The 19,140-nt window shown below is 61.3% G+C and carries 14 protein-coding genes and 6 pseudogenes; 13 read left to right on the forward strand and 7 right to left on the reverse strand.

All coding sequences use genetic code 11. The features are described from left to right. Together JCM25414_RS09815 and bfr are read left to right on the forward strand one after the other, a co-directional pair. A partial coding sequence (locus JCM25414_RS09815) for a hypothetical protein (protein WP_025841525.1) occupies positions 1–182 on the forward strand: 182 nt, incomplete at its 5' end. 328 nt (positions 183–510) lie between these two features. Continuing rightward, complete coding sequence (gene bfr / locus JCM25414_RS09820) at positions 511–1,002, forward strand: bacterioferritin (RefSeq protein ID WP_025841526.1); 492 nt, start codon at positions 511–513, stop codon at positions 1,000–1,002. Between the two features lie 119 nt (positions 1,003–1,121). On the opposite strand, the gene JCM25414_RS09825 is transcribed toward bfr, so the two are convergent. Together JCM25414_RS09825 and hrcA are read right to left on the reverse strand one after the other, a co-directional pair. Beyond that, complete coding sequence (locus JCM25414_RS09825) at positions 1,122–1,352, reverse strand: (2Fe-2S)-binding protein (RefSeq protein WP_025841527.1); 231 nt, start codon at positions 1,350–1,352, stop codon at positions 1,122–1,124. An 88-nt stretch (positions 1,353–1,440) separates the two neighbouring features. Further along, positions 1,441–2,487: a heat-inducible transcriptional repressor HrcA gene (hrcA, locus tag JCM25414_RS09830; RefSeq protein ID WP_025841528.1), complete on the reverse strand. Its 1,047-nt coding sequence runs from the start codon at positions 2,485–2,487 to the stop codon at positions 1,441–1,443. A 190-nt stretch (positions 2,488–2,677) separates the two neighbouring features. On the opposite strand from hrcA, the gene JCM25414_RS19035 reads away from it, so the two are divergent. The 4 genes from JCM25414_RS19035 to JCM25414_RS09850 all read left to right on the forward strand — a co-directional run bounded on the left by JCM25414_RS19035 (position 2,678) and on the right by JCM25414_RS09850 (position 5,494). Then, positions 2,678–3,355 (forward strand): MOSC domain-containing protein, encoded by a 678-nt coding sequence (locus JCM25414_RS19035; RefSeq protein WP_369346043.1) that lies wholly within the window; start codon positions 2,678–2,680, stop codon positions 3,353–3,355. Positions 3,356–3,457: 102 nt separating this feature from the next. Then, positions 3,458–4,189: a ribonuclease PH gene (gene rph / locus JCM25414_RS09840; RefSeq protein ID WP_025841529.1), complete on the forward strand. Its 732-nt coding sequence runs from the start codon at positions 3,458–3,460 to the stop codon at positions 4,187–4,189. Beyond that, on the forward strand, positions 4,186–4,803 hold the full coding sequence (gene rdgB / locus JCM25414_RS09845) for an RdgB/HAM1 family non-canonical purine NTP pyrophosphatase (protein ID WP_025841530.1): 618 nt from the start codon (positions 4,186–4,188) through the stop codon (positions 4,801–4,803). The genes rph and rdgB overlap by 4 nt, the downstream gene beginning before the upstream one ends. Positions 4,804–4,822: 19 nt before the next feature. Then, positions 4,823–5,494 carry a hypothetical protein gene (locus JCM25414_RS09850; protein WP_025841531.1) on the forward strand — a complete coding sequence of 224 codons (672 nt, stop codon included), beginning with the start codon at positions 4,823–4,825 and terminating at the stop codon, positions 5,492–5,494. 23 nt (positions 5,495–5,517) lie between these two features. On the opposite strand, the gene JCM25414_RS19040 is transcribed toward JCM25414_RS09850, so the two are convergent. After that, positions 5,518–6,021, reverse strand: a complete 504-nt coding sequence (locus JCM25414_RS19040; RefSeq protein WP_369346044.1) for a LysE family translocator — start codon at positions 6,019–6,021, stop codon at positions 5,518–5,520. A 216-nt stretch (positions 6,022–6,237) separates the two neighbouring features. Continuing rightward, positions 6,238–8,105, reverse strand: a pseudogene (locus tag JCM25414_RS19045) (ABC transporter ATP-binding protein). A 74-nt stretch (positions 8,106–8,179) separates the two neighbouring features. On the opposite strand from JCM25414_RS19045, the gene nth reads away from it, so the two are divergent. Both nth and JCM25414_RS09870 read left to right on the forward strand, forming a co-directional pair. Next, the gene (gene nth / locus JCM25414_RS09865) at positions 8,180–8,866 is read left to right on the forward strand and encodes an endonuclease III (protein ID WP_242403490.1); all 687 of its coding nucleotides are present in this window, start codon (positions 8,180–8,182) and stop codon (positions 8,864–8,866) included. Beyond that, positions 8,863–9,150: a DUF1330 domain-containing protein gene (locus JCM25414_RS09870; RefSeq protein ID WP_025841533.1), complete on the forward strand. Its 288-nt coding sequence runs from the start codon at positions 8,863–8,865 to the stop codon at positions 9,148–9,150. The genes nth and JCM25414_RS09870 overlap by 4 nt, the downstream gene beginning before the upstream one ends. 172 nt (positions 9,151–9,322) lie before the next feature. Here JCM25414_RS09870 and JCM25414_RS22480 read toward each other — a convergent pair. After that, positions 9,323–9,949: pseudogene (locus JCM25414_RS22480) on the reverse strand (M23 family metallopeptidase); the annotation flags it as partial. A gap of 177 nt (positions 9,950–10,126) precedes the next feature. Between JCM25414_RS22480 and JCM25414_RS09880 the strand changes: the two are divergent. Beyond that, positions 10,127–11,377, forward strand: a complete 1,251-nt coding sequence (locus JCM25414_RS09880) for a cation:proton antiporter (RefSeq protein WP_025841535.1) — start codon at positions 10,127–10,129, stop codon at positions 11,375–11,377. Between the two features lie 3 nt (positions 11,378–11,380). On the opposite strand, the pseudogene JCM25414_RS26635 reads toward JCM25414_RS09880, so the two are convergent. After that, positions 11,381–13,341: pseudogene (locus JCM25414_RS26635) on the reverse strand (ComEC/Rec2 family competence protein). 200 nt (positions 13,342–13,541) lie between these two features. Next, positions 13,542–14,611: pseudogene (locus JCM25414_RS19055) on the reverse strand (purine nucleoside permease). A 253-nt stretch (positions 14,612–14,864) separates the two neighbouring features. Here JCM25414_RS19055 and gltX point away from each other — a divergent pair. From gltX to plsY, 4 genes and pseudogenes are all read left to right on the forward strand, one after another. Then, positions 14,865–16,270 (forward strand): annotated as a pseudogene (gene gltX, locus JCM25414_RS19060) (glutamate--tRNA ligase). Beyond that, the gene (locus JCM25414_RS09900) at positions 16,263–17,204 is read left to right on the forward strand and encodes an aspartate carbamoyltransferase catalytic subunit (protein ID WP_025841536.1); all 942 of its coding nucleotides are present in this window, start codon (positions 16,263–16,265) and stop codon (positions 17,202–17,204) included. The pseudogene gltX and the gene JCM25414_RS09900 overlap by 8 nt, the downstream one beginning before the upstream one ends. Then, positions 17,201–18,492 (forward strand): annotated as a pseudogene (locus tag JCM25414_RS19065) (dihydroorotase). The gene JCM25414_RS09900 and the pseudogene JCM25414_RS19065 overlap by 4 nt, the downstream one beginning before the upstream one ends. Then, entirely contained in the window at positions 18,473–19,138 is a 666-nt protein-coding gene (gene plsY / locus JCM25414_RS09910) for a glycerol-3-phosphate 1-O-acyltransferase PlsY (RefSeq protein WP_025841537.1), read from the forward strand. Before JCM25414_RS19065 ends, plsY begins: the two are co-directional and overlap by 20 nt. Positions 19,139–19,140: the final 2 nt, after the last annotated feature.

Below are 19,140 nucleotides of genomic sequence, written 5' to 3' on the forward strand. Positions count from 1 at the left end.
CCCGTGGCAAGGGCGGCTTCCGCGGTGGCGATCGTGGCGGTGACAGAGGCGGTGATCGCGGTGGCGACCGTGGCGGAGAGCGCGGTGGTGATCGCGGTGGTGATCGCGGCGGCGACCGTCCGGCATTCCGCAAAAGCAGCGGTGTCGGCAATGGCAAGGGCTCGTCGCGCAAGCGCTACTGATCGATGCCCCCTCGCTCCTGAGAGAGCGAGGCGCAGAAAACTGCCAAAAACGGGGCTTTGCCCCCTTGGAACGCCCCGCCACAAGCGGGGCGTTTTTTCGTTGTGCGAAACGACCCCATAATATGATGAGTTGTTGCGACTGAAAATTAACTTCGCTTACTGACTCTATAGAAATAAAGAGAGTGATTCTCAACTTCGATACTGGAATTATTATCTTCGTTATTTCTGTTGCACTGCATTCTTTTCTATGCTTGAACAGCGTCACACAGCCTGTCACGGGCGGCCAAGCGCCGTTCTGTCGCTACAGGACAGAGAAAGGAGCATCTCCATGCTGAAAGACCCGAAAGTCGTCGAGCATCTGAACATTCAGCTGACGAACGAACTGACCGCCATCAACCAGTATTTCCTTCATGCCCGTACCCTGCGCCACTGGGGCGTGACAAAGCTCGGCAAGAAGGAATATGACGAGTCCATCGAAGAGATGCGTCATGCCGACTGGCTGATCGAGCGCATTCTGTATCTCGGCGGCCTGCCGAATGTGCAGCGTCTGAACCAGATCCTGATCGGCGAGAGCGTCGAGGAAATCCTAGCCTGCGATCTGAAGCTCGAAGAAAAGGCTCTGGCCGATCTGCGCGAAGGCATCGCCTATTGCGAAAGCGTACGTGACTATGTGTCACGTGACCTGCTGATCCGTATCCTCGCCGATGAAGAAGAGCATGAAGACTTCATCGACCGTCAGTTCGATCTGATCAAGCAGGTTGGCATCCAGCGCTACATCACGCTGAACTCCTCGCCTGCTCCCGAGCAGACCGCAGAGTAAGATTCTTCTCCTACCGGCGCGATCGGTCGCGGCTCGGGAGACGACGAAAGAATGACGGAAAAACCCGGCAGCCTTGCGGCTTGCCGGGTTTTTTCATGTCTGTTTTCCGGTGAAGATATTCAGGCGAAGGCGGCTGCCCCGGCTCCCTGCTCAGCCTGCTGGAACAGATGGGCGTTTTCCTTGCGTTCGCGCATGAGGCTGCGCAGGGCACACACCACGCCAGGCACGCAATTGCCGCATTGCGCCTTGCATCCCTTCGACGCGTAGACCTCTTTCGGCCGCGAAGCGCCCCGACGAACGGCGTCGGCGATGTCATGATTGGTCAGGGCATTGCACGAACAGACGATCATCAGCCATTCCACTCCAGAACGGCCCAACCGTAACAGCGTATGAGAACCAGTCGCAACTTAAAACTGCGAGTCATTCTTAAAAATCATGTCAGCTCAGCAAACGACCGATCACACGCGCCGTGTAGTCCACCACCGGGACGATACGTCCGTAATTGAGACGGGTCGGACCAATCACGCCTATGGCGCCGACGATACGGTTGGTTTCGTTGCGCGCGGGCGCAACGACCATCGAGACTCCAGACATGCCGAAAAACCCGCTTTCAGCACCGATATAGATACGCACCCCGTCCGAATCCTGCGCCAGTTGCAGAAGGCGCAGCATGGTCTCCTGCGCTTCGAGCCGCTCGAACAGCATCTGGATGGTCGTCAGCTTTTCGATCTCGGTGATATCCGTCAGCAAATTGCCCTGCCCACGCAGATAAAGCGTGCCGTGCTGTTCGTCCCACATCGCCAGACCGCTCTCGATCACGCTGGCCGCAAGCGAATCCAGATCAGAGCGATTTTGCTGGAGATTGGCCGCAACGCGCTGGCGCAATGCTGTCAATGTGACATCGCCCAACAGCGAGTTCAGGTAGTTCCCTGCCTCGACCAGCGCAGAAGGCGGCAGGCCGGGTGGCGTCTCGATCACGCGGTTTTCCACCTGGCCATCTGCCGCAACCAGAATGACGAGCGCCTTGCCGGGACCGAGTGCCACGAACTCGATATGCTTGAGCGCACCATCGCCTTTTGGGGCGAGAACCAGTCCTGCCGCTGCCGAGAGCCCCGAGAGCATCGATGACGCCTCGGCAAGCGTCTCCTGCATCGAGCGCCCCTTCAAAGCCAGCCTGCCAGCGATATGGGCGCGCTCGGTATCGTCCAGCGCGCCGAATTGCAGCAGACCGTCCACAAAGAGACGAACGCCTTTTTCTGTCGGCAAGCGCCCGGCCGAAACATGGGGGCTGAACAAAAGCCCTGCCTGGGTCAACTCGGCCATGACATTGCGAATGGTGGCGGAGGAAAGCGAGGGCGTCAGCCGCTGGGCAAGTGTCTTGCTGGCAACGGGGTCGCCCGTCTCCATATACTGCTCGACAATTTCGCGCAGAACCTTGGCCGATCGGGCATCCATACCGCCCGGCAGGCTTGAGAGATCGATCATAGCCAGCCTTTCGCGTGACCTGACCGGCTGAGAAGGCCATGGTCCTATTGCCGTATCACCTCGGATCTGGAGTCGTACTCGTGACCCGTATTGCCGCCTTATACATCCATCCAGTCAAAAGCCTGCATCGCATCGATGTTCAGGCGCTCGATCTGGAACCTGGGGGCCAAAGGGCGACAGACGCTGGCTGGTGGTGTCGCCTGAAGGCAAGTTCATGACGCAGCGCCAGCATCCGGCCATGGCGCGTATCATCACTGCGCTCGAAGGCGACAACCTGCATCTGGCGGGCGACACTGACGCACAAATCGTACTCACGCCACCAGGGCCGGACGCGCCTCTTGCGCTCGTCACTGTCTGGAAAGACCGTGAAATCGAGGCGCGTGACGCGGGCGATCATGCGGCTGAGTGGATAAGTGCCTTTCTCGAAACGCCGTGTCGCCTCGTCTATATGGCCGCCCCCGAACGCGCCCGACCGGCAGAATTTGGCACTGTCAGCTTTGCCGATGGATTTCCGCTGCTCGTGACCAACACGGCCTCTCTGATCGATCTCAATGACCGCCTCGACCAGCCCGTTTCGATGGAGCGGTTCAGACCCAATATCGTGGTCGAATCAGAAATACCTTGGGCTGAGGATGAATGGCGCATTCTGAAAATCGGCTCGGTTGAACTCGAACTGGTCAAGCCATGCAGCCGCTGCATCGTCACGACAATCGATCAGGAAACCGGCACCATCCCCGTGCCGCGCGAACCGCTCATGACCATGACTCGGTTTCGCCACCAGCCGGGTGGGGTCATGTTCGGACAGAACGCTCTTGTCCGCAGGGGCGGCGCCATCAGATTGGGTGACCGGATCGAGTGCCTCTCGTGAGGCGCGCACGGTTTGACCGACTGGCGCTTTTGTCAATCGGGGCATGACGCGCTAAGGCTGCTCCCCAATAGCGTCACTGCGACCGTAACCAGAGAGAAGAACATGTCCAGCACCCGTCCGTCCGGCCGCAAGGCCGATGAAAACCGCGTCGTCTCGATCGAACCCGGTTTTGCCCGCCATGCCGAAGGTTCGGTGCTTATCCGCGTCGGCGGCACCGAAGTACTCTGTGCCGCGTCGATCGAAAACCGCGTGCCGCCTTTTCTGCGCGGTCAGGGTCAGGGCTGGATCACTGCCGAATACGGCATGCTGCCCCGCGCCACCCACACGCGCGGCAATCGTGAAGCTGCCAAGGGCAAGCAATCCGGTCGCACGCAGGAAATCCAGCGTCTGATCGGTCGTGCCCTGCGCGCCTGCGTCGATCTGCGCGCCCTGGGCGAAATGACCATCACCCTCGATTGCGACGTGCTCAATGCCGATGGCGGCACGCGTTGTGCTGCCATCACCGGCGCATGGGTGGCCCTTGCCATTGCACTCGACAAGCAGATCAAGGCCGGCACGCTCAAGCGGTCACCGTTGCGTGCGCAGGTTGCGGCTGTCTCCTGCGGTCTGACCGAAGCCGGACCCGTGCTCGATCTTGATTATGTCGAAGACAGCTCTGCCCAGGCGGACACGAATTTCGTACTGACCAGCGAAGGCGGGATTGTCGAAATTCAGGGCACGGCTGAAGACGCCCCTTTCAGCGAGACCGAGTTCAACGCCCTCATGGCCCTCGCCAAGACCGGCACATCGCGTCTGTTCGACATTCAGCGCGCCGCGCTCGAGAGCGTCAAATGAACAGCGAACGGCGCCTGAAAAGGGGCGAGCGCATCGTGCTTGCCAGCCACAACAAAGGCAAGCTGGTCGAATTTCGTGCGCTTCTGGCCCCCACTGGCATAGAGATTGTCTCTGCTGCCGAACTCGGTCTGGCTGAGCCGGAAGAGACGGCAGACAGCTTTGAAGGCAATGCCGCCATCAAGGCGCTTGCTGCAGCGAAAGCGACCGGCATGCCCGCGCTCTCGGACGATTCGGGCTTCTGCGTCTCGGCGCTCGACGGGCGCCCCGGAATCTATTCGGCACGCTGGGCCGGGCCGGGAGGCGACATGCAGGTCGCAATGCAGCGCGTGCATGACGAGATGGGCGGGTCACCGGACAAGCAGGCGGCTTTCGTGGCCGTGCTCTGCCTTGCCTGGCCCGATGGTACGACCCGCTTCGCCGAAGGACGCTGCGAGGGCACTATCTGCTGGCCGCCGCGTGGCGACCACGGACATGGCTATGACCCCATGTTTGTCCCGCAGGGCGATTGCCGCAGTTTTGCCGAACTCTCATCCGATGAGAAGAATGCGACCAGTCATCGCGGTCGCGCGTTGGCCCGGTTTCTGGAAACCTGCGTCAGCACAGACCCTGTTTGATTTGCCTGGAGTTCTCGTCATGAAGACAAGCCCTTTTTTGCTCGCCGCCTGCGCGCTTGCTCCTTTCATGGCGACTGCGCTCGCTGCGCCTGTTTTCGACCCTGCCGGGTTCGATCTGCGCGAAACAAGGGCTTTCAGCATCTCGGTACAACCCGCAGCAACGCTTAATTCCACTACGAACCCGTCCTATCGACTGGTTCCGGGCGGCATCACGCTGAGCAGCGACGCGCGAAAGCCGACAGCCTATCATGCCCGCCAGCCGCGCACGGAGCTTTCGGAAAACCGCATCTGGCGCGTGCAGGATGCCCCTGCCGCACTCGACACGACCTTGCATATCGATCGCTTTCCCAAATCGGGGCAGATTATTCTGGCTGAACTCGGCCCGGATAATGACGCTGCGCCCCTGCTGAGACTGGTGGTCGATGGCGATCGTGTGGTGCTGCGTGGCATGGTCGACAATGCCACGGCCAATGGTGTAGCAGTCGGCACGATCGATGAAACGCGTACGGCCCATATCGCGCTTCAGACCCTCCCTGACGGGCAGATCGCCACCATGGTCAATGGCACTCAGAGCCAGCTGCGTCTAACCCGCAAGGCGCTCTCGATCCCCGTTGTATTTCGCACGGGCGCCCATGTGGTTAATGATATCGGCACGACACCTGACACCGTCACGGTGACCCTGACAGGCTGAACGTCCGTCACGGCGCAGCGGGATCAGGCCTTCGCACGTAAGATCACGACGCCGAACGCGACAAAAACGACGGCTGTCAGGCGATTGAAAGCTCGCCTGACAGGCCTGCGACTCAGAAAGCGCGACAGCGAATGGCCACCCAGACCATAAAGCGACAGCCATAACCCGTCCGAAAACAGATAAGTCACGAGCAGGATGCCGAATTGCGGCAGGACCGGCTGGTGATGATCGATGAACTGCGGAAAGAAGGCTGCCGCGAAGAGCAGTAATTTGGGATTGCTGATCCCGACCAGAAAGCCGTTGCGATAAAGGCTCCATCCGCTGGCCCTGGTCTCGGGACGGGCGTTCTCGTTGCCCGTCTCCGCCGCGTCGCCTGCACGCCAGGCCTTGATGCCGAGATAGACCAGATAGGCCGCACCCGCATAGCGGATCACATCGAACAGGCGCGGCGTAGCCGCCAGCACAGCGCCGATACCGACCATCGACAGCACAAGGGCGAGAAACAGTGCGGAAATGCATCCTGCCATCGCGGCAACTGCGCCTGAAACCGACCTGCACACTGCGGCTAAGCGCATGCATCATATTCGGGCCCGGCGTTGCGAGATAAAGAACACCGTGACCACGAAAAGCCACCAGGTCTGCATGGTCATGATGAAACAGGGTCCCCTCCCAAGTCAGACGTCAGATTGGCACAATATCCGGAATGGCACAGTACCCAGACCCATGCGCTGTTTTCGAGATACTCAGCCTTCGAGCGATTGCAGCTCGAACAGGCGGCGATAGATACCGCCCTCACGCTGGACCAGTTCACCATGGGCGCCGTCTTCCATCAGCTTTCCCTTGCTGAAGACGAGAATTCGGTCGAGCTCCATAACCGTGGAGAGGCGATGCGCCACGACAATGACCGTCCGTCCGGCCATGAGGCGGTGCATCGCATCCTGAACCAGCACTTCTGATTCGGAATCGAGGCTCGATGTCGCCTCGTCGAAAATCAGCAGCGGGGCATCGGCCAGAAAGGCACGGGCGATGGCAACACGTTGGCGTTCGCCTCCAGAAAGCTTGACCCCGCGCTCACCGACCAGCGTGGCATAGCCTTCGGGAAGGCGCTCGATAAAGGCACTGGCATTGGCGAGCTGCGCTGCACGCTCGATCTCGGCCTGGGTGGCGCCGGGGCGCGCATAGGCGATGTTTTCAGCCAGTGAGCGATGAAACAGCATCGGCTCCTGCGGCACGATCGCGATGCGCGCGCGCAGCGAATCCTGTGTGACGTCGCGCACATTGACATCGTCGATCAGCACCCGGCCCTCGCTGGTGTCGTAGAGCCTCTGGATGAGCTTGGTAAACGTGGTCTTGCCCGATCCGCTCGGCCCCACCAGAGCCACGCGCGAGCCGGGGGTAATCGTGACATCCAGATCCTGATAAAGCGGCGTATCCTGCCCGGGATACTGGAAGGTCACCTTCTCGAACTGCACGCGTCCCTGCGTAAAGGCGGCTTTCTTCGCGCCCTTGATATCCTGAACGCCCGGCGCCTGATCGAAGATCGCAACCAGTTCTTCCATCTCGTTCACGGAACGCTGGACCTGGCTCACCTGCTGACCCAGATCGCGCAGATAGCCCTGTACCAGAAACACCATGGTCAACACATAGGCGACGTCACCGGGGCCGGCCTTGCCCTGCCACCATTGCCAGACAATCAGCGCGACCAGCAGCATACGCATGGCCAGCGAGGCCAGACCTTGGAGGTTGGCGCTGTTGGTGCCCCTGATCCAGGTACGCGACGTACGGCCGCTCCAGGCTTTCAGGGCGCGACTCAGACGACGCTCTTCACGACTTTCGGCACCGAATGCCTTGACCACGGCATTGCAGGTCACCGCATCGGCGATCGCCGCCCCCACTTTCGTATCCCAGCGATTGGCCGCGCGTGCCGAAGGCGCAACATAACGCAAAGTGAGCACGACAGAGAGCCAAGTAAAGAGCACGACCGAAAGGGCCAGAACCGCGCCCATGAATGGCGAGTGCCAGGCCAGCACCAGCGTGGTGCCGGTCAGGACCAGCACCTCAGGCGCGATCAGCAGAAGCAGGGTATCGTCGAGCGTGTCGATAGCCCACATACCACGCGTCAGCTTGCGCACCGTGGAGCCCGCGAAATTATTGGCGTGCCAGTCGGTCGAGAAGCGCTGCACGCGCGCAAAGCCCTGAGACAGGGCGCGCTGCATGATCGCCAGACTCAGATGAGTGATGCCGAGATAGGAAGAACGGCGCCCGAGCAGCCCGACGAGACCAAGCGCGATCAACCCTCCCACCATCATCAACGCGTCATTGCGCAGCGTGAGCTGAGACGCATCATGCGGCGCCCCGCCGGCATGGCTGGAGATATCGGTCACAAGCGCCCGGAAAGCACAGGAGTTGCAACGTCTGCAATCGTCGCCAATGCGATACCCATAAGGGTGCGCGTCAGGAAAGCCGGGTGCTCCAGCCAACGACGCATGACGAAGCGCACGATATCGACAAAGGCAATATCGCGCTGTTTCTCACCCTTTTTCCGGGCGCTCTGGTCGGTATCGGACACGAAAGAAAGCTCCTCCGCCGGATGACGCGACCGGGCGGGCATACTGGAAGTCTTGATCGGGAAGCGCTTATTGTGGGGACTCACGCGCTCTTATGCAACATGACGAAACGGTTCCGATGTCTCTTCCTTCGGCCAGACGGGCCATGACGCGCGCCCAGGCACGCGATTTCATTACATCACTCGCCGAGGCGAATCCCAATGCCGAAAGCGAGCTCGATTATAGCGACGCCTTTTCGCTTCTCGTCGCGGTCGTGCTTTCCGCACAGGCCACGGACAAATCGGTCAACAGGGTCACAGCGGGGCTATTCGCCGAGGCACCCGATGCAGCCGCGATGGTGGCCTTGGGTGAGGAAGGTATTGCCGCCCATATCCGCACCATCGGACTCTGGCGCGCCAAGGCAAAGAATGTTCTCAGACTTTCCGAACAGCTTCTTGCCCTGCATGACGGCGTTGTTCCCGCCGAGCGGGCCGCGCTCGAAGCTCTAGCCGGAGTAGGACGCAAGACAGCCAGCGTGGTGCTGAACGTGATGTTCGGCGAGAGCGCGATGGCGGTCGACACGCATATCTTCCGGCTGGGTAACCGCACCGGACTGGCACCGGGCAAGACCACGCGCGCCGTCGAGGAGGGGCTGATCAAACGTATCCCGCCTGACATGCTGCGCCCATCGCATCACTGGCTGATTCTGCACGGGCGCTATGTCTGCAAGGCACGCAGCCCCGAATGCTGGCGCTGCGTCGCCTTCACGCCTTGTCTTTTCCCGCTCAAGACCCAGATTCTGGAGCGAAAAGGAGAGCTTGCATGAGCACGTATATCGTTTTTACCCGTGAAGAAATGCTGGACCCCGAAGAGATGGCGACCTATTCGCGCCTCGTCCGGGCTACTTTCGAGGGCCATCCGCTCAAGATCCTCGCTGCCTATGGCGAACAAAAGAGTCTCGAAGGTTCGGAACCCGAAGGCATCGTGCTGCTCGAATTCCCCGACCGTGAGGCGGCGCTCGCCTGGTATGACGGTGACGCCTATCGCAAGGTGCGCGAACATCGCTTTCTGGGGGCCAAATATCGCGCCACACTCGTCGAAGGCGTCTGATCGACTTCGGCACAAGGTTGCTCCGATCCGGCTTTCCGGCCCGATCGGAGCATCGCCTAATTGGCGCGCAGAGCTCGATGGCCCCCATGGCGGCGAGATCCCACCTGATCTGGAGCGGCTCCGACCCTTTATAGGCACCAACATGCACATGCGGGTTGCGTGCGACGCCATTATTGCCGTCGACGGCCACCACATCGCCTGCTTTTACGCGGTCACCGGCCTTGACCCGGATATCCTGCACATGGGCGTAGACAACCTCTACCCCATCCTGTCGTCTGAACAGGATCATGCTCGCAGGCGGTCTGCCCAAGGCCCCCGGCACATTGACCACCGGATTGACATGCACATAGGACACCACGGCATCGAAGGGCGCGTGAACGGGCGCCTGCCAGCCATACCAGTCCTCGTTTTTCTCGCCGGATCCTTTATACAGCCGATTGAACCCGGCAGCGTCCAAAGCCCCGCCGACAACCAGGCAATCCGTGCCCAGCGCATCACCGGCTGTTATCAACTGGCCCAGAGGATGCTCCCCGCAGACGAAGGGTTTGTCGAAAAGCGGCGCCAGCGTGACCTGATGAATCACCTTCGATTCACGCACGATTTCTTCCAGACCGGGCGGCAGGTTCATGGCCTTTAGCTTTTCATGATAGGCGCGCAGCAATGCGGTGCTGGGCGTTGCCGACGCCTGAAAGCCGGGCCCCAGCAGGGACAGGAGAACAAGTAGCGCCATTTTCCGGGCTGAATTCATGAAGCAAACCCTTTTCACTACGACCGCGTCAATAGAAGGCACTGCCGCCATGAAGACGCTTTTCGGCGAGACCCACCACTTTCGGGGCCGGTCATCATGCCTGCCAGGATGACATAATGTGAGAGTCTGGACGAACAGGGTGCGTTCACGTTCTCTTGGGGTAGAACAGCTTATTCGAGCTCTGCGCGCCCGCTTCTGACACCCGGCCCCTCACATATCGAAGGTTTCATGTCCTCACTCAGCCTGTTCGCCATTCTGCTGACGCTTTGCACCATTTGTGGTATTCTCAACTACAAGCTGCTGCGGCTGCCCATGACCATCGGCATCCTGCTGATCGCCATGATTGGGTCACTCGTGGTGAAGGCGCTCGACATCGCGTTACCGCATGTCGATCTGCATACCTTGCCCATGAATTTGCTGAATTCGGCCGATCTGCCGGGAAACCTGCTGGACGGTGCACTTTCCTTCCTGCTTTTTGCGGGTGCCTTGCAGGTCAATACGCGAGAGTTGATGGCGCGAAAGTTCTCCGTTCTCTTTCTCGCCATCGTAGGGACCATTCTCGCCGTTTTCCTCCTCGGGGGGGCCATGTACTGGGTGATGGCAGCTGTTGGTCTGCCCATGCCCTTTCTCTGGTGCGTTGTGCTCGGCGCCATTCTCGCCCCCACCGACCCGGTCTCTGTGGTGGGTATGCTGCGCCGCCTCGGTCTTCCGGGGCCCATACAGGCAATTTTCGCAGGCGAGAGCCTGTTCAATGACGGGATCAGCATCGTCATTTTCGGCCTCGCCATGACGCTCGTCACCGGAGAGGCGCATCACCTGACCCTGCTCGATGCGCTTGAGGCGTTCGGTCTCGAAGCGGTCGGCGGTAGTGCATTGGGTTTTATCGCCGGTATGATCGGCCTACTCTGCTTTCGGGCAGCACGCGACAGCCACCTCCAGCTTCTGGTCTCGCTCAGCCTGGCGGCGGGCACATTCAGTCTGGCCCATGCATTGGGCATGTCCGGCCCCATCGCTGTGGTGGTGGCAGGTCTCTGTCTCGGTAGCGAGCGCGCCAAAAGCGCCATGGACGATCATGCCCGCGAGGAGCTCAACAGCTTCTGGACGCTGGTCGATGAGGTTCTGAACGCGCTGCTCTTTCTGATGATCGGCTTCGAGGTGCTGGCCACCATTCCAGGCATGCACGCCTTGTGGGCGCTGCTTCTGGGTATTCCGCTCTCGATTGCCGCGCGCGCGATCAGCGTGTTTCTGGCCATTCTGCCGATCCATCTCTACGGCGAAGATCGCGGGCGCATGCTGGCGGTTCTCACCTGGGGCGGATTGCGTGGCGGCATTTCGCTCTCGCTCGCCCTCACCCTGCCTTCCGGTCCGATGAAGGATATTCTGGCGCCTATCTGCTACGGCATCGTGGTGTTCACCATTCTGGTTCAGGGCCTAACGATGGAGCGCGTGGCGCTGTATTTCTACCCCAAGAGCAAATAGTCCCTATTCCGTCTGCGCCAGGGGCAGGTTCGGCACGCCCCGAAACCCGACGCGTGGCACCCAGAGCCGCGCGCCGCGCCAGGAGCGATCAGAGACCATTTCGAGGCCGTCTCCCTGCGTCCTGAGCAAGACGGCACCATCGCGCCATACCGTAAAGCGATCAATGAAACCGCCGGGATGACAGTCTTCGGGCAGGGGAACAGCGCTGACGACAAAGACACTCTTGTGACAAGCCGAAATACGGCTTTCAGGAGAGGGCGGCGCGAACCAGATCGTGACGGACTGACCACCCAGCAAAAGCGTGCATCCGGTCGATATGCAGGCTGGGCTCCCGGAACTCGCCATGACAGGCAGTGGCCAGGCACGCTGCCATGCCTCGAGAACGCGGGTTTCGAGCCCGTTATGCGGCCCGGCCACCCAGTGGTGATTTTCCTGAAAAGCAATCACGCCGGCATCGGGCGACACCAGCAGAACCGGGCTCTCGCCAAAAACCGGCGATGCCACACCGAGCAGGATGAGAGGCAGAAATACGAAACGCGCCTTTCCCCTCCAAAGGCAGAGCCCCGCCAACCCGGCCATGTAGAGGATCAGCCCTTCCCAGCCCATATGCGGGACAGGCACATGCGCCATCGGGAAAGCGGCGACACGCTCGGCCAAGAACGAGATCAGACCGATCCCCTGCCCCATCACCCAGAGCGGCGCTCCCGACAGACCGAACGGCATGAGCAGCAGCGCGCACAGCCCCGCAGGCATGACGCAGAATGCGGCAATCGGCACCGCCAGAAGATTGGCCAGAATAAACCAGGCTGGAAACTGCCGAAACCCGCCATGACCAGAGGCAGGGTCGCCCCGCCTGCCAGCGCACTGGTGAGAGAGAGCAGGACGAAATAGTGCCCGACCCCGTTCTTCTTTCCCTGTTCGGCACGCCTGACGAAATACGGACGCAGCGCCTCATACCCCGCAATCAGCGCCATGACGGCAGCAAACGACATCTGGAAAGAGAGATCCAGCACCAGAACGGGAGACGTCATGAGCAGTATGAGCGCCACCAGCGCAAGAGAACGCATCGACAGCACGCGCCGCCCGCTCAGGAGGGCCAGTGTCGCAAGCCCCGCCATGCCCAGACTACGCAAGGCGGGCAGGTGAAACCCGGTGAGGGCGACATAGACCAAGCCTGCGATCAATGCCGCCAATGCAGCAATCTCACGGCAGGGCAGGCGCAGCCCCAGCCAGGGCCAGAGCACCAGTGCCTGTCTGGTCATGACGAAGATCGCCCCCATGACCAGACCCAGATGCAGCCCGGCAACGGCAAGAATATGGGCGAGACCGGATGCTGCATAAGCCGCTCGGCTCTGCTGGCTGATCCCTTCGCCATGACCCGCCAGCAGGGTCGAGGCAATGGCGGCGCGCTGACCCGAGAGATGGCGCGCGATCTCCGCCGCAATCCGCACGCGCCAACGCCCGAGTGCATGGCCCTGCGGCGGCTGCACTATGTCAGGCACACCGAGCACGCGCCCCGTTCCGGCCAGGCCATCGAACCAGGCTTCTCTCTGACGGTCGCGCCCACCGGGAAAATCAGGCCAGTCAGGCGGCCTCAGCACGGCACGCAGCCGCACCATCATGCCCGGTGCGTAGTTCTTTTCGTCATGGGTAAAGAGCAGCAAATCGCGTCGCAGCGGCGCCATGCCGATATCGACCCCGGTTTCGAACACTGCTTGATGGATACGCAGGCGCTGAAGCATTTGCCCTGCCTCACCACTGCGCGACACATCACTGATGACTCCGCGCATGGTGACCGACAGCGAGGGCAAGGCAGGCATGGGAGCTGACGCCAAGCCTGACCGCGTGCCGCCAGAAACCCCAGACTTACCAATAGCACCGCAAAACCCAGTGCGCGTGTCGTCAGACGCCGCCAGCCAATTGACAGCAGCACCAGCCCCAGAGCGGCGCAAGCACTCGCCCATTCATAGCCAGGTTCGTAACGGGGGAGGAAATAAAACAGGCTCCCCATGGCCCAGGCGATGGGGAGCCACGCGGTCAAAGCGCGGCCCTGGGCGAGGAGGCGGAACTCAAGACTGGCGGCGATACGGGCGGGAGTCACGGGGCGTTGCCTCGCACCCCAACGAAGGGCAGTCGCCCTTCGGAAACCCCTGACTGGAAGTTATCAGGGGGCGGAGGGGACATGGTCTTGGTAGCGGTCCCAGTGCCTGATCAGCTCCGCCACAACAGGTGCGCCAGCACGCTCGTTATTATCGAAAGCCACATTCTGGCCGGGGCCTCATCGCCCATAGACTGGGTGAGCGGCACTCCCGGTGGCGGCATGGACGGATTCGAACCCGAACGCAGCACCATGATGCGGTCAGGCGCGACATAGCCCCATGCTGAAAGGAGCCGCATTTCCCTCTGGTTAGTCTGGCTCTCTTCATTGGTCATGACGAAAACGCCCTGACCCTTCGTCCAGAGCTTCACCCAATCCTGCGCCCAGTTATTGCGTGCCTCGCCATGCCAGTAACGCAGCGCACCCAATGTCTCGCCCATCATAACCACAGGTGGCTTGCTGGCGGGCAGGGTTGCAGGCCAGACCTTGCGTCGGCGGGCAATCTCGGGATCGTCTGCCAGCTTGACTCCCCGGCTCAGATCATACGCCCAGCGTGCCAGACCCTGATCGAGCGGATAGGCCTTGGTGAGCTGCGCCACATCGGTGACCGAGCCATAATGATTGGCGTCTTGCGGCAGCGTGTTGGGCCGTTCAGCACCGATCGCATAAAGCCCGTAGGGCCAGTCTTTGGGAATGGCGCGATCGTCCAGTTCACGCAGTGCATCGCCATCGACCACCCAGCGTGCCCAGGCGACGCTGCCGACAGAGGCCACATTCGGATTGACGCCCGAAATACCTGTGAAGATCCAGTAGGTCTTTTTCAGATCGAACGCCGGGTCGAGCGCCAGCGCCATCAGCTCGCTCGACCCCGACCGCAGAACCAATCCGTAAACACCTTGCGCATTACGTCGCAACACAGGCTCTTTCACGCCGCGCACCGGCACGGACTCGATCAGGTGCTCGCGCTCGACCCAATTCTGGTATTCGCCTGGCGCATCACCCGTATCAGCACCGTTTTCCCATCCGGCAACAATAATTACTTTGGGTGCAACAGGATTTTCTGCCCGAGCGGACGCAGCACTCCCCAGACAGAGCGCGGCAGAAACGAGGAGCGTACAGGCAAAAGATCTTTTCATATCGATATCGTGACATCGAATACCAGCCTATGCAAACCCTGACCAAACGGGCTCCCAAAGGGCGACCGCCCTTTGGCGGGTTAGGGGGCTGGGCCCAATGCACCAGCAGCCAGCAAGGAGCCGCCTATACGGGGCGCTGCCCCTTTTATCGCTGTTCTTATGTTTCTGGCGGATCAAAATGCAGGGTGTGATCGCCTCCTCAACAAAGCGCGCTCAGGTAGTGTGGCGGGCTCGATCGTGCTATGCAGCCGCCATGACCGTTCGCACACGCTTTGCCCCTTCTCCCACTGGCTTGCTGCATATCGGCAATGCCCGTGCAGCCCTCTTCAATTTCCTTTTCGCCCGCCATCATGGCGGGCAATTCCTGCTCAGGATCGAGGATACGGATCGCGAGCGCTCCACGCAGCGCGCAGTCGATGTGATCTTCGAGGGTCTGTCCTGGATGGGGATCGTGGCGGATGAAGAGCCCGTGTTCCAGTCCACACGACAGGGGCGCCATACGGAAGTGGCGCAGGAATTGCTGGCGAAGGGTCTGGCCTATCGCTGCTACTGCACCGCCGATGAATTGAAACAGATGCGCGAAGACGCCATCGCGAACGGCCAGCCACCCCGCTATAACGGGATGTGGCGCGACCGCAACCCGTCCGAAGCCCCTGAGGGCGCGCCCTTTGCCGTACGTCTGAAGGCGCCGCGCGATGGCGAGACCGTGATCAATGATCTGGTTCAGGGCGAGGTCCGCGTGGCCAATGCCGAAATGGACGATCTGATTATCCTGCGCTCCGATGGCACACCGACCTATCTCCATGCCGTGGTCTGCGACGACCATGACATGGCCATCACCCATGTCATTCGCGGTGACGACCATCTGACGAACACCTTCCGTCAGGCCATGATCTATCGCGCCATGGGCTGGGATCTGCCGCATTTCGCCCATCTGCCCCTCATTCACGGCCCCGATGGCGCCAAGCTGTCCAAGCGCCATGGCGCGCAGTCTGTGGTGGAATTTCGCGATGAAGGCTTCCTTCCGGAGGCACTGTGCAATTACCTGCTACGTCTTGGCTGGGGTCATGGCGATGCCGAGATCCTGAACCGCGAAGAGCAGATCCGTCTGTTCGATCTGGATGGTGTGGGCCGCTCGCCCTCGCGTATGGACTACGTCAAGCTGACCCATCTCAATGGCGTTTATATGCGCGAGGCCGATGATGCGCGCCTGACCGACGACGTGATCGAGCGTCTGAAAGAGCGCGAGGACATCACGGTCGATGACGCGCTGCGCGCGCGCGTGCTGACGCTCATGCCTGGCTCAAGGAACGCGCCAAGATGCTGACCGAGCTGGCCGATAGCGCGGCTTTTCTCGGGCGCTCCCTGCCCTTCACCTATGACGCCAAGGCGCAGAAGCAGCTTTCGGAAGAAGGCAAGGACGTGCTGCGCGGTGTCGCGCAGGCGCTCGCTCTGGTCGAGCCTTTCGAGGCTGGTGCCATCGACAGCGCGCTGCGTGAGTTTGCCGAAAGCAAGGCCATCAAGCTCGGTCAGGTCGCGCAGCCCCTGCGCGCCGCCATGACCGGCAGCACGGTTTCGCCCGGCATCGATCTGACCCTGCAAGCCCTTGGCCGGGACGAGGTTCTGGCCCGTATAGGAGCCGCGATCGCGCATGGCTGACCCGCTCGCCCGAAAGCACCATCTGCTCGGCCTCGAAGGCATGAGCGCTGAAGAGATCACGCCTTTTCTCGATCTCGCGGCGAATTATGCCTTGCTGAGCCGCTCGCGCACCGCGCCCCGCGATGCGTTGCGCGGCCGCACCGTGATCAACATGTTCTTTGAGGACAGCACTCGCACCCGCACCAGTTTCGAGCTGGCTGGCAAGCGTCTGGGAGCCGATGTCATCAACATGACGGTGGCCACGTCTTCGGTGAACAAGGGCGAGACACTGCTCGATACGGCCGCCACGCTGAACGCCATGCGCTGCGACCTTCTGGTGGTGCGCCATGCCCAATCGGGCGCGCCTGCCCTGCTGGCGCAGAAGGTCGAGGCCAGCGTGGTCAATGCCGGTGACGGCATGCATGAGCACCCGACGCAGGCCCTGCTCGATGCGCTGACGATAAAGCGCCATCTGGGTACGCTGAGCGGCCTTACCGTCGCGATCTGCGGCGATGTGGGCCATAGCCGGGTGGCACGCTCGAACATCCAGCTTCTGACCGCCATGGGCAGCAAGGTGCGTCTCGTTGGCCCGCCGACGCTGGTGCCTGCCGCCATGGCCTCTCTCGGGGACGTGTCGATCCATCACGATATGGAAAGCGGGCTGCGTGATGCCGATGTGGTCATGACGCTGCGCCTGCAACGCGAGCGCATGGGCGCCGGTCTGGTGCCGAGCGCGCGCGAGTTCTTCCGATTCTATGGTGTCGATAGCCGTCGCCTTGCGCTAGCCAAGCCAGGCGCGCTGGTGATGCATCCGGGACCGATGAACCGTGGCGTCGAGATCGCATCGGACGTGGCCGATTCGGTGCAGAGCGTCATTCAGGAACAGGTGGAAATGGGCGTCGCTGTGCGCATGGCCGTTCTCGACCGACTTTCACGCATGCGGACAGCGTCATGACCGATCTTGTTTTTGAAAATATCCGTCTGATCGATCCCGAAGCTGGCACGGACGTCTCCGGTCGTCTTCTGGTCAGAGAGGGCCGCATCGCCGGTCAAGACAAGGCGGGCGCCGAGGGCAGGCCGGAAAACGCCCAGATCATCAATGGCAAGGGCGCGGTCCTTTCCCCGGGTCTGGTTGATATGCGTGTCGCCATCGGCGAACCGGGCTTCGAATATCGCGAAACCATCGCCTCCTGTGCACGCGCCGCCGTTTCGGGCGGTGTGACGACCCTGGCGGCCCTGCCGAACTCGAAGCCTGCCATTGACGAGCCTGCCTCGTGCGCCTGCTTCGTGGTCGTGGCGAAGAGACGGGTCTTGTTAGCATCCTACCCTATGGCGCCCTGACAAAAGGCTGCAATGGTGAGGAGATGGCCGAACTCGGCATGCTGCGCGAAGCGGGTGCCGTGGCTTTTACCGATGGCATTCATGCCATCGCCGATACCAAGCGTATGCGCCAGCTTCTGGCTTACGCCAAGGGCATCGACGCCCTTGTGGTGCAGCATCCTGAAGACTCTTCCCTCGCAAAGGGCGGCACAGCCACGGCGGGCGCACTCGCAACGCGTATGGGTCTGGCCCAGATTCCGGCGGCAGCTGAGGCCATTCTGATCGCACGCGATATCCGCCTTGCAGAGATGACGGGCGCAAGACTGCATTTCGGTCATGTCTCGACGGGCGAGGGATTGACCCTGATCCGTCAGGCCAAGGCGCGCGGACTGGCCATTACCTGCGACACGGCCCCACCCTATTTCGCGCTCAACGAAGACGCGATCGGCGAATTTCGCACCTATGCCAAACTCTCCCCGCCCCTGCGTGCAGAAGACGACCGACTGGCTGTCTGTGCGGCGCTGGCCGATGGGACGATCGACGTCATCGCCTCCGACCATGCGCCTTGGGATGCCGATGACAAGCGCCTGCCTTTCGCTCAGGCGAGTGCAGGTGGGACGGGTCTGACCACGTTGCTCGGTGTCGGTCTCTCTCTCGTGCATGAGGGGACGCTGACACTGCCGCAACTGATCGCCCTGATCACACGCAATCCGGCGCGCCTGCTTGGCAGCGACGCGGGAACGCTGCGCGACGGCGCCAGCGCCGATCTGTGCCTGTTCGACCCCGATTCCGACTGGGTAGTCGAGGCTGGCAGCCAGCCCGGTCGCGCCCAGAACACCCCGTTTGACGGTCGCAGCCTCAAGGGACGCGTTCTCGGCACATGGAAAGCCGGTCGGCGTGTCTATGGCGGAGAAGCAGCATGATCACACGCTGCTGACGCCGGGTTTCCTGCTCTGCGCGGGGCTGGCCTATCTGATCGGCAGTATCCCTTTTGGCCTGTTGATCAGCCATATCGGCGGGGCGGGGGACATTCGCAAGATCGGGTCGGGCAATATCGGCGCCACCAATGTGCTGCGCACCGGGCGCAAGGGGCTAGCAGCAGCCACACTGCTGCTCGATGCCCTCAAGGGGGCGCTTGCGGTTCTGATCGTCCGGCTTTTGCTCGATGCAGATCTGCAGACCGGTATGGCCATTGTCGGGATCAGCGTCGTGATCGGTCATTGTTTTCCGGTCTGGCTCGGCTTTCGTGGCGGCAAAGGGGTCGCAACCGGGCTGGGCGTGCTTTTCGCCCTCTGCTGGCCGGTAGGCATTGCCTGCTGCATCGTCTGGCTTGCCGTGGCGAAGCTCTCGCATATCTCGTCTGCCGGTGCCCTTGCTGCTTTTGCTGTGGCGCCTTTTCTAATGCCGCCGCTCAGTGAGCAGCCGGTCCACAGTCCGTTACCCATTGCCACGTTGATTCTGACGCTCATCATCCTGCTGCGCCATACCAGCAACATCAAACGCCTGCTTCTGGGACGGGAATCGCGGATCAATATCGACCCGCCACCGCAGAAGAAGCGGGAAATCTGACC

The organism is Asaia platycodi JCM 25414, from assembly GCF_000614545.1.
Taxonomy (GTDB): Bacteria; Pseudomonadota; Alphaproteobacteria; order Acetobacterales; family Acetobacteraceae; genus Asaia; species Asaia platycodi.

Bases quoted from the DNA above. Each gene is read 5' to 3' on its own strand.
- hrcA (WP_025841528.1), bottom strand. From the start codon at position 2,487: ATGATCGATCTCTCAAGCCTGCCGGGCGGTATGGATGCCCGATCGGCC.
- JCM25414_RS09850 (WP_025841531.1), top strand. From the start codon at position 4,823: ATGAAGACAAGCCCTTTTTTGCTCGCCGCCTGCGCGCTTGCTCCTTTC.
- JCM25414_RS09825 (WP_025841527.1), bottom strand. From the start codon at position 1,352: ATGATCGTCTGTTCGTGCAATGCCCTGACCAATCATGACATCGCCGAC.
- nth (WP_242403490.1), top strand. From the start codon at position 8,180: ATGTCTCTTCCTTCGGCCAGACGGGCCATGACGCGCGCCCAGGCACGC.
- bfr (WP_025841526.1), top strand. From the start codon at position 511: ATGCTGAAAGACCCGAAAGTCGTCGAGCATCTGAACATTCAGCTGACG.
- rph (WP_025841529.1), top strand. From the start codon at position 3,458: ATGTCCAGCACCCGTCCGTCCGGCCGCAAGGCCGATGAAAACCGCGTC.
- JCM25414_RS19040 (WP_369346044.1), bottom strand. From the start codon at position 6,021: ATGGCAGGATGCATTTCCGCACTGTTTCTCGCCCTTGTGCTGTCGATG.
- plsY (WP_025841537.1), top strand. From the start codon at position 18,473: ATGGCGGAGAAGCAGCATGATCACACGCTGCTGACGCCGGGTTTCCTG.
- JCM25414_RS09870 (WP_025841533.1), top strand. From the start codon at position 8,863: ATGAGCACGTATATCGTTTTTACCCGTGAAGAAATGCTGGACCCCGAA.
- JCM25414_RS09900 (WP_025841536.1), top strand. From the start codon at position 16,263: ATGGCTGACCCGCTCGCCCGAAAGCACCATCTGCTCGGCCTCGAAGGC.
- rdgB (WP_025841530.1), top strand. From the start codon at position 4,186: ATGAACAGCGAACGGCGCCTGAAAAGGGGCGAGCGCATCGTGCTTGCC.
- JCM25414_RS09880 (WP_025841535.1), top strand. From the start codon at position 10,127: ATGTCCTCACTCAGCCTGTTCGCCATTCTGCTGACGCTTTGCACCATT.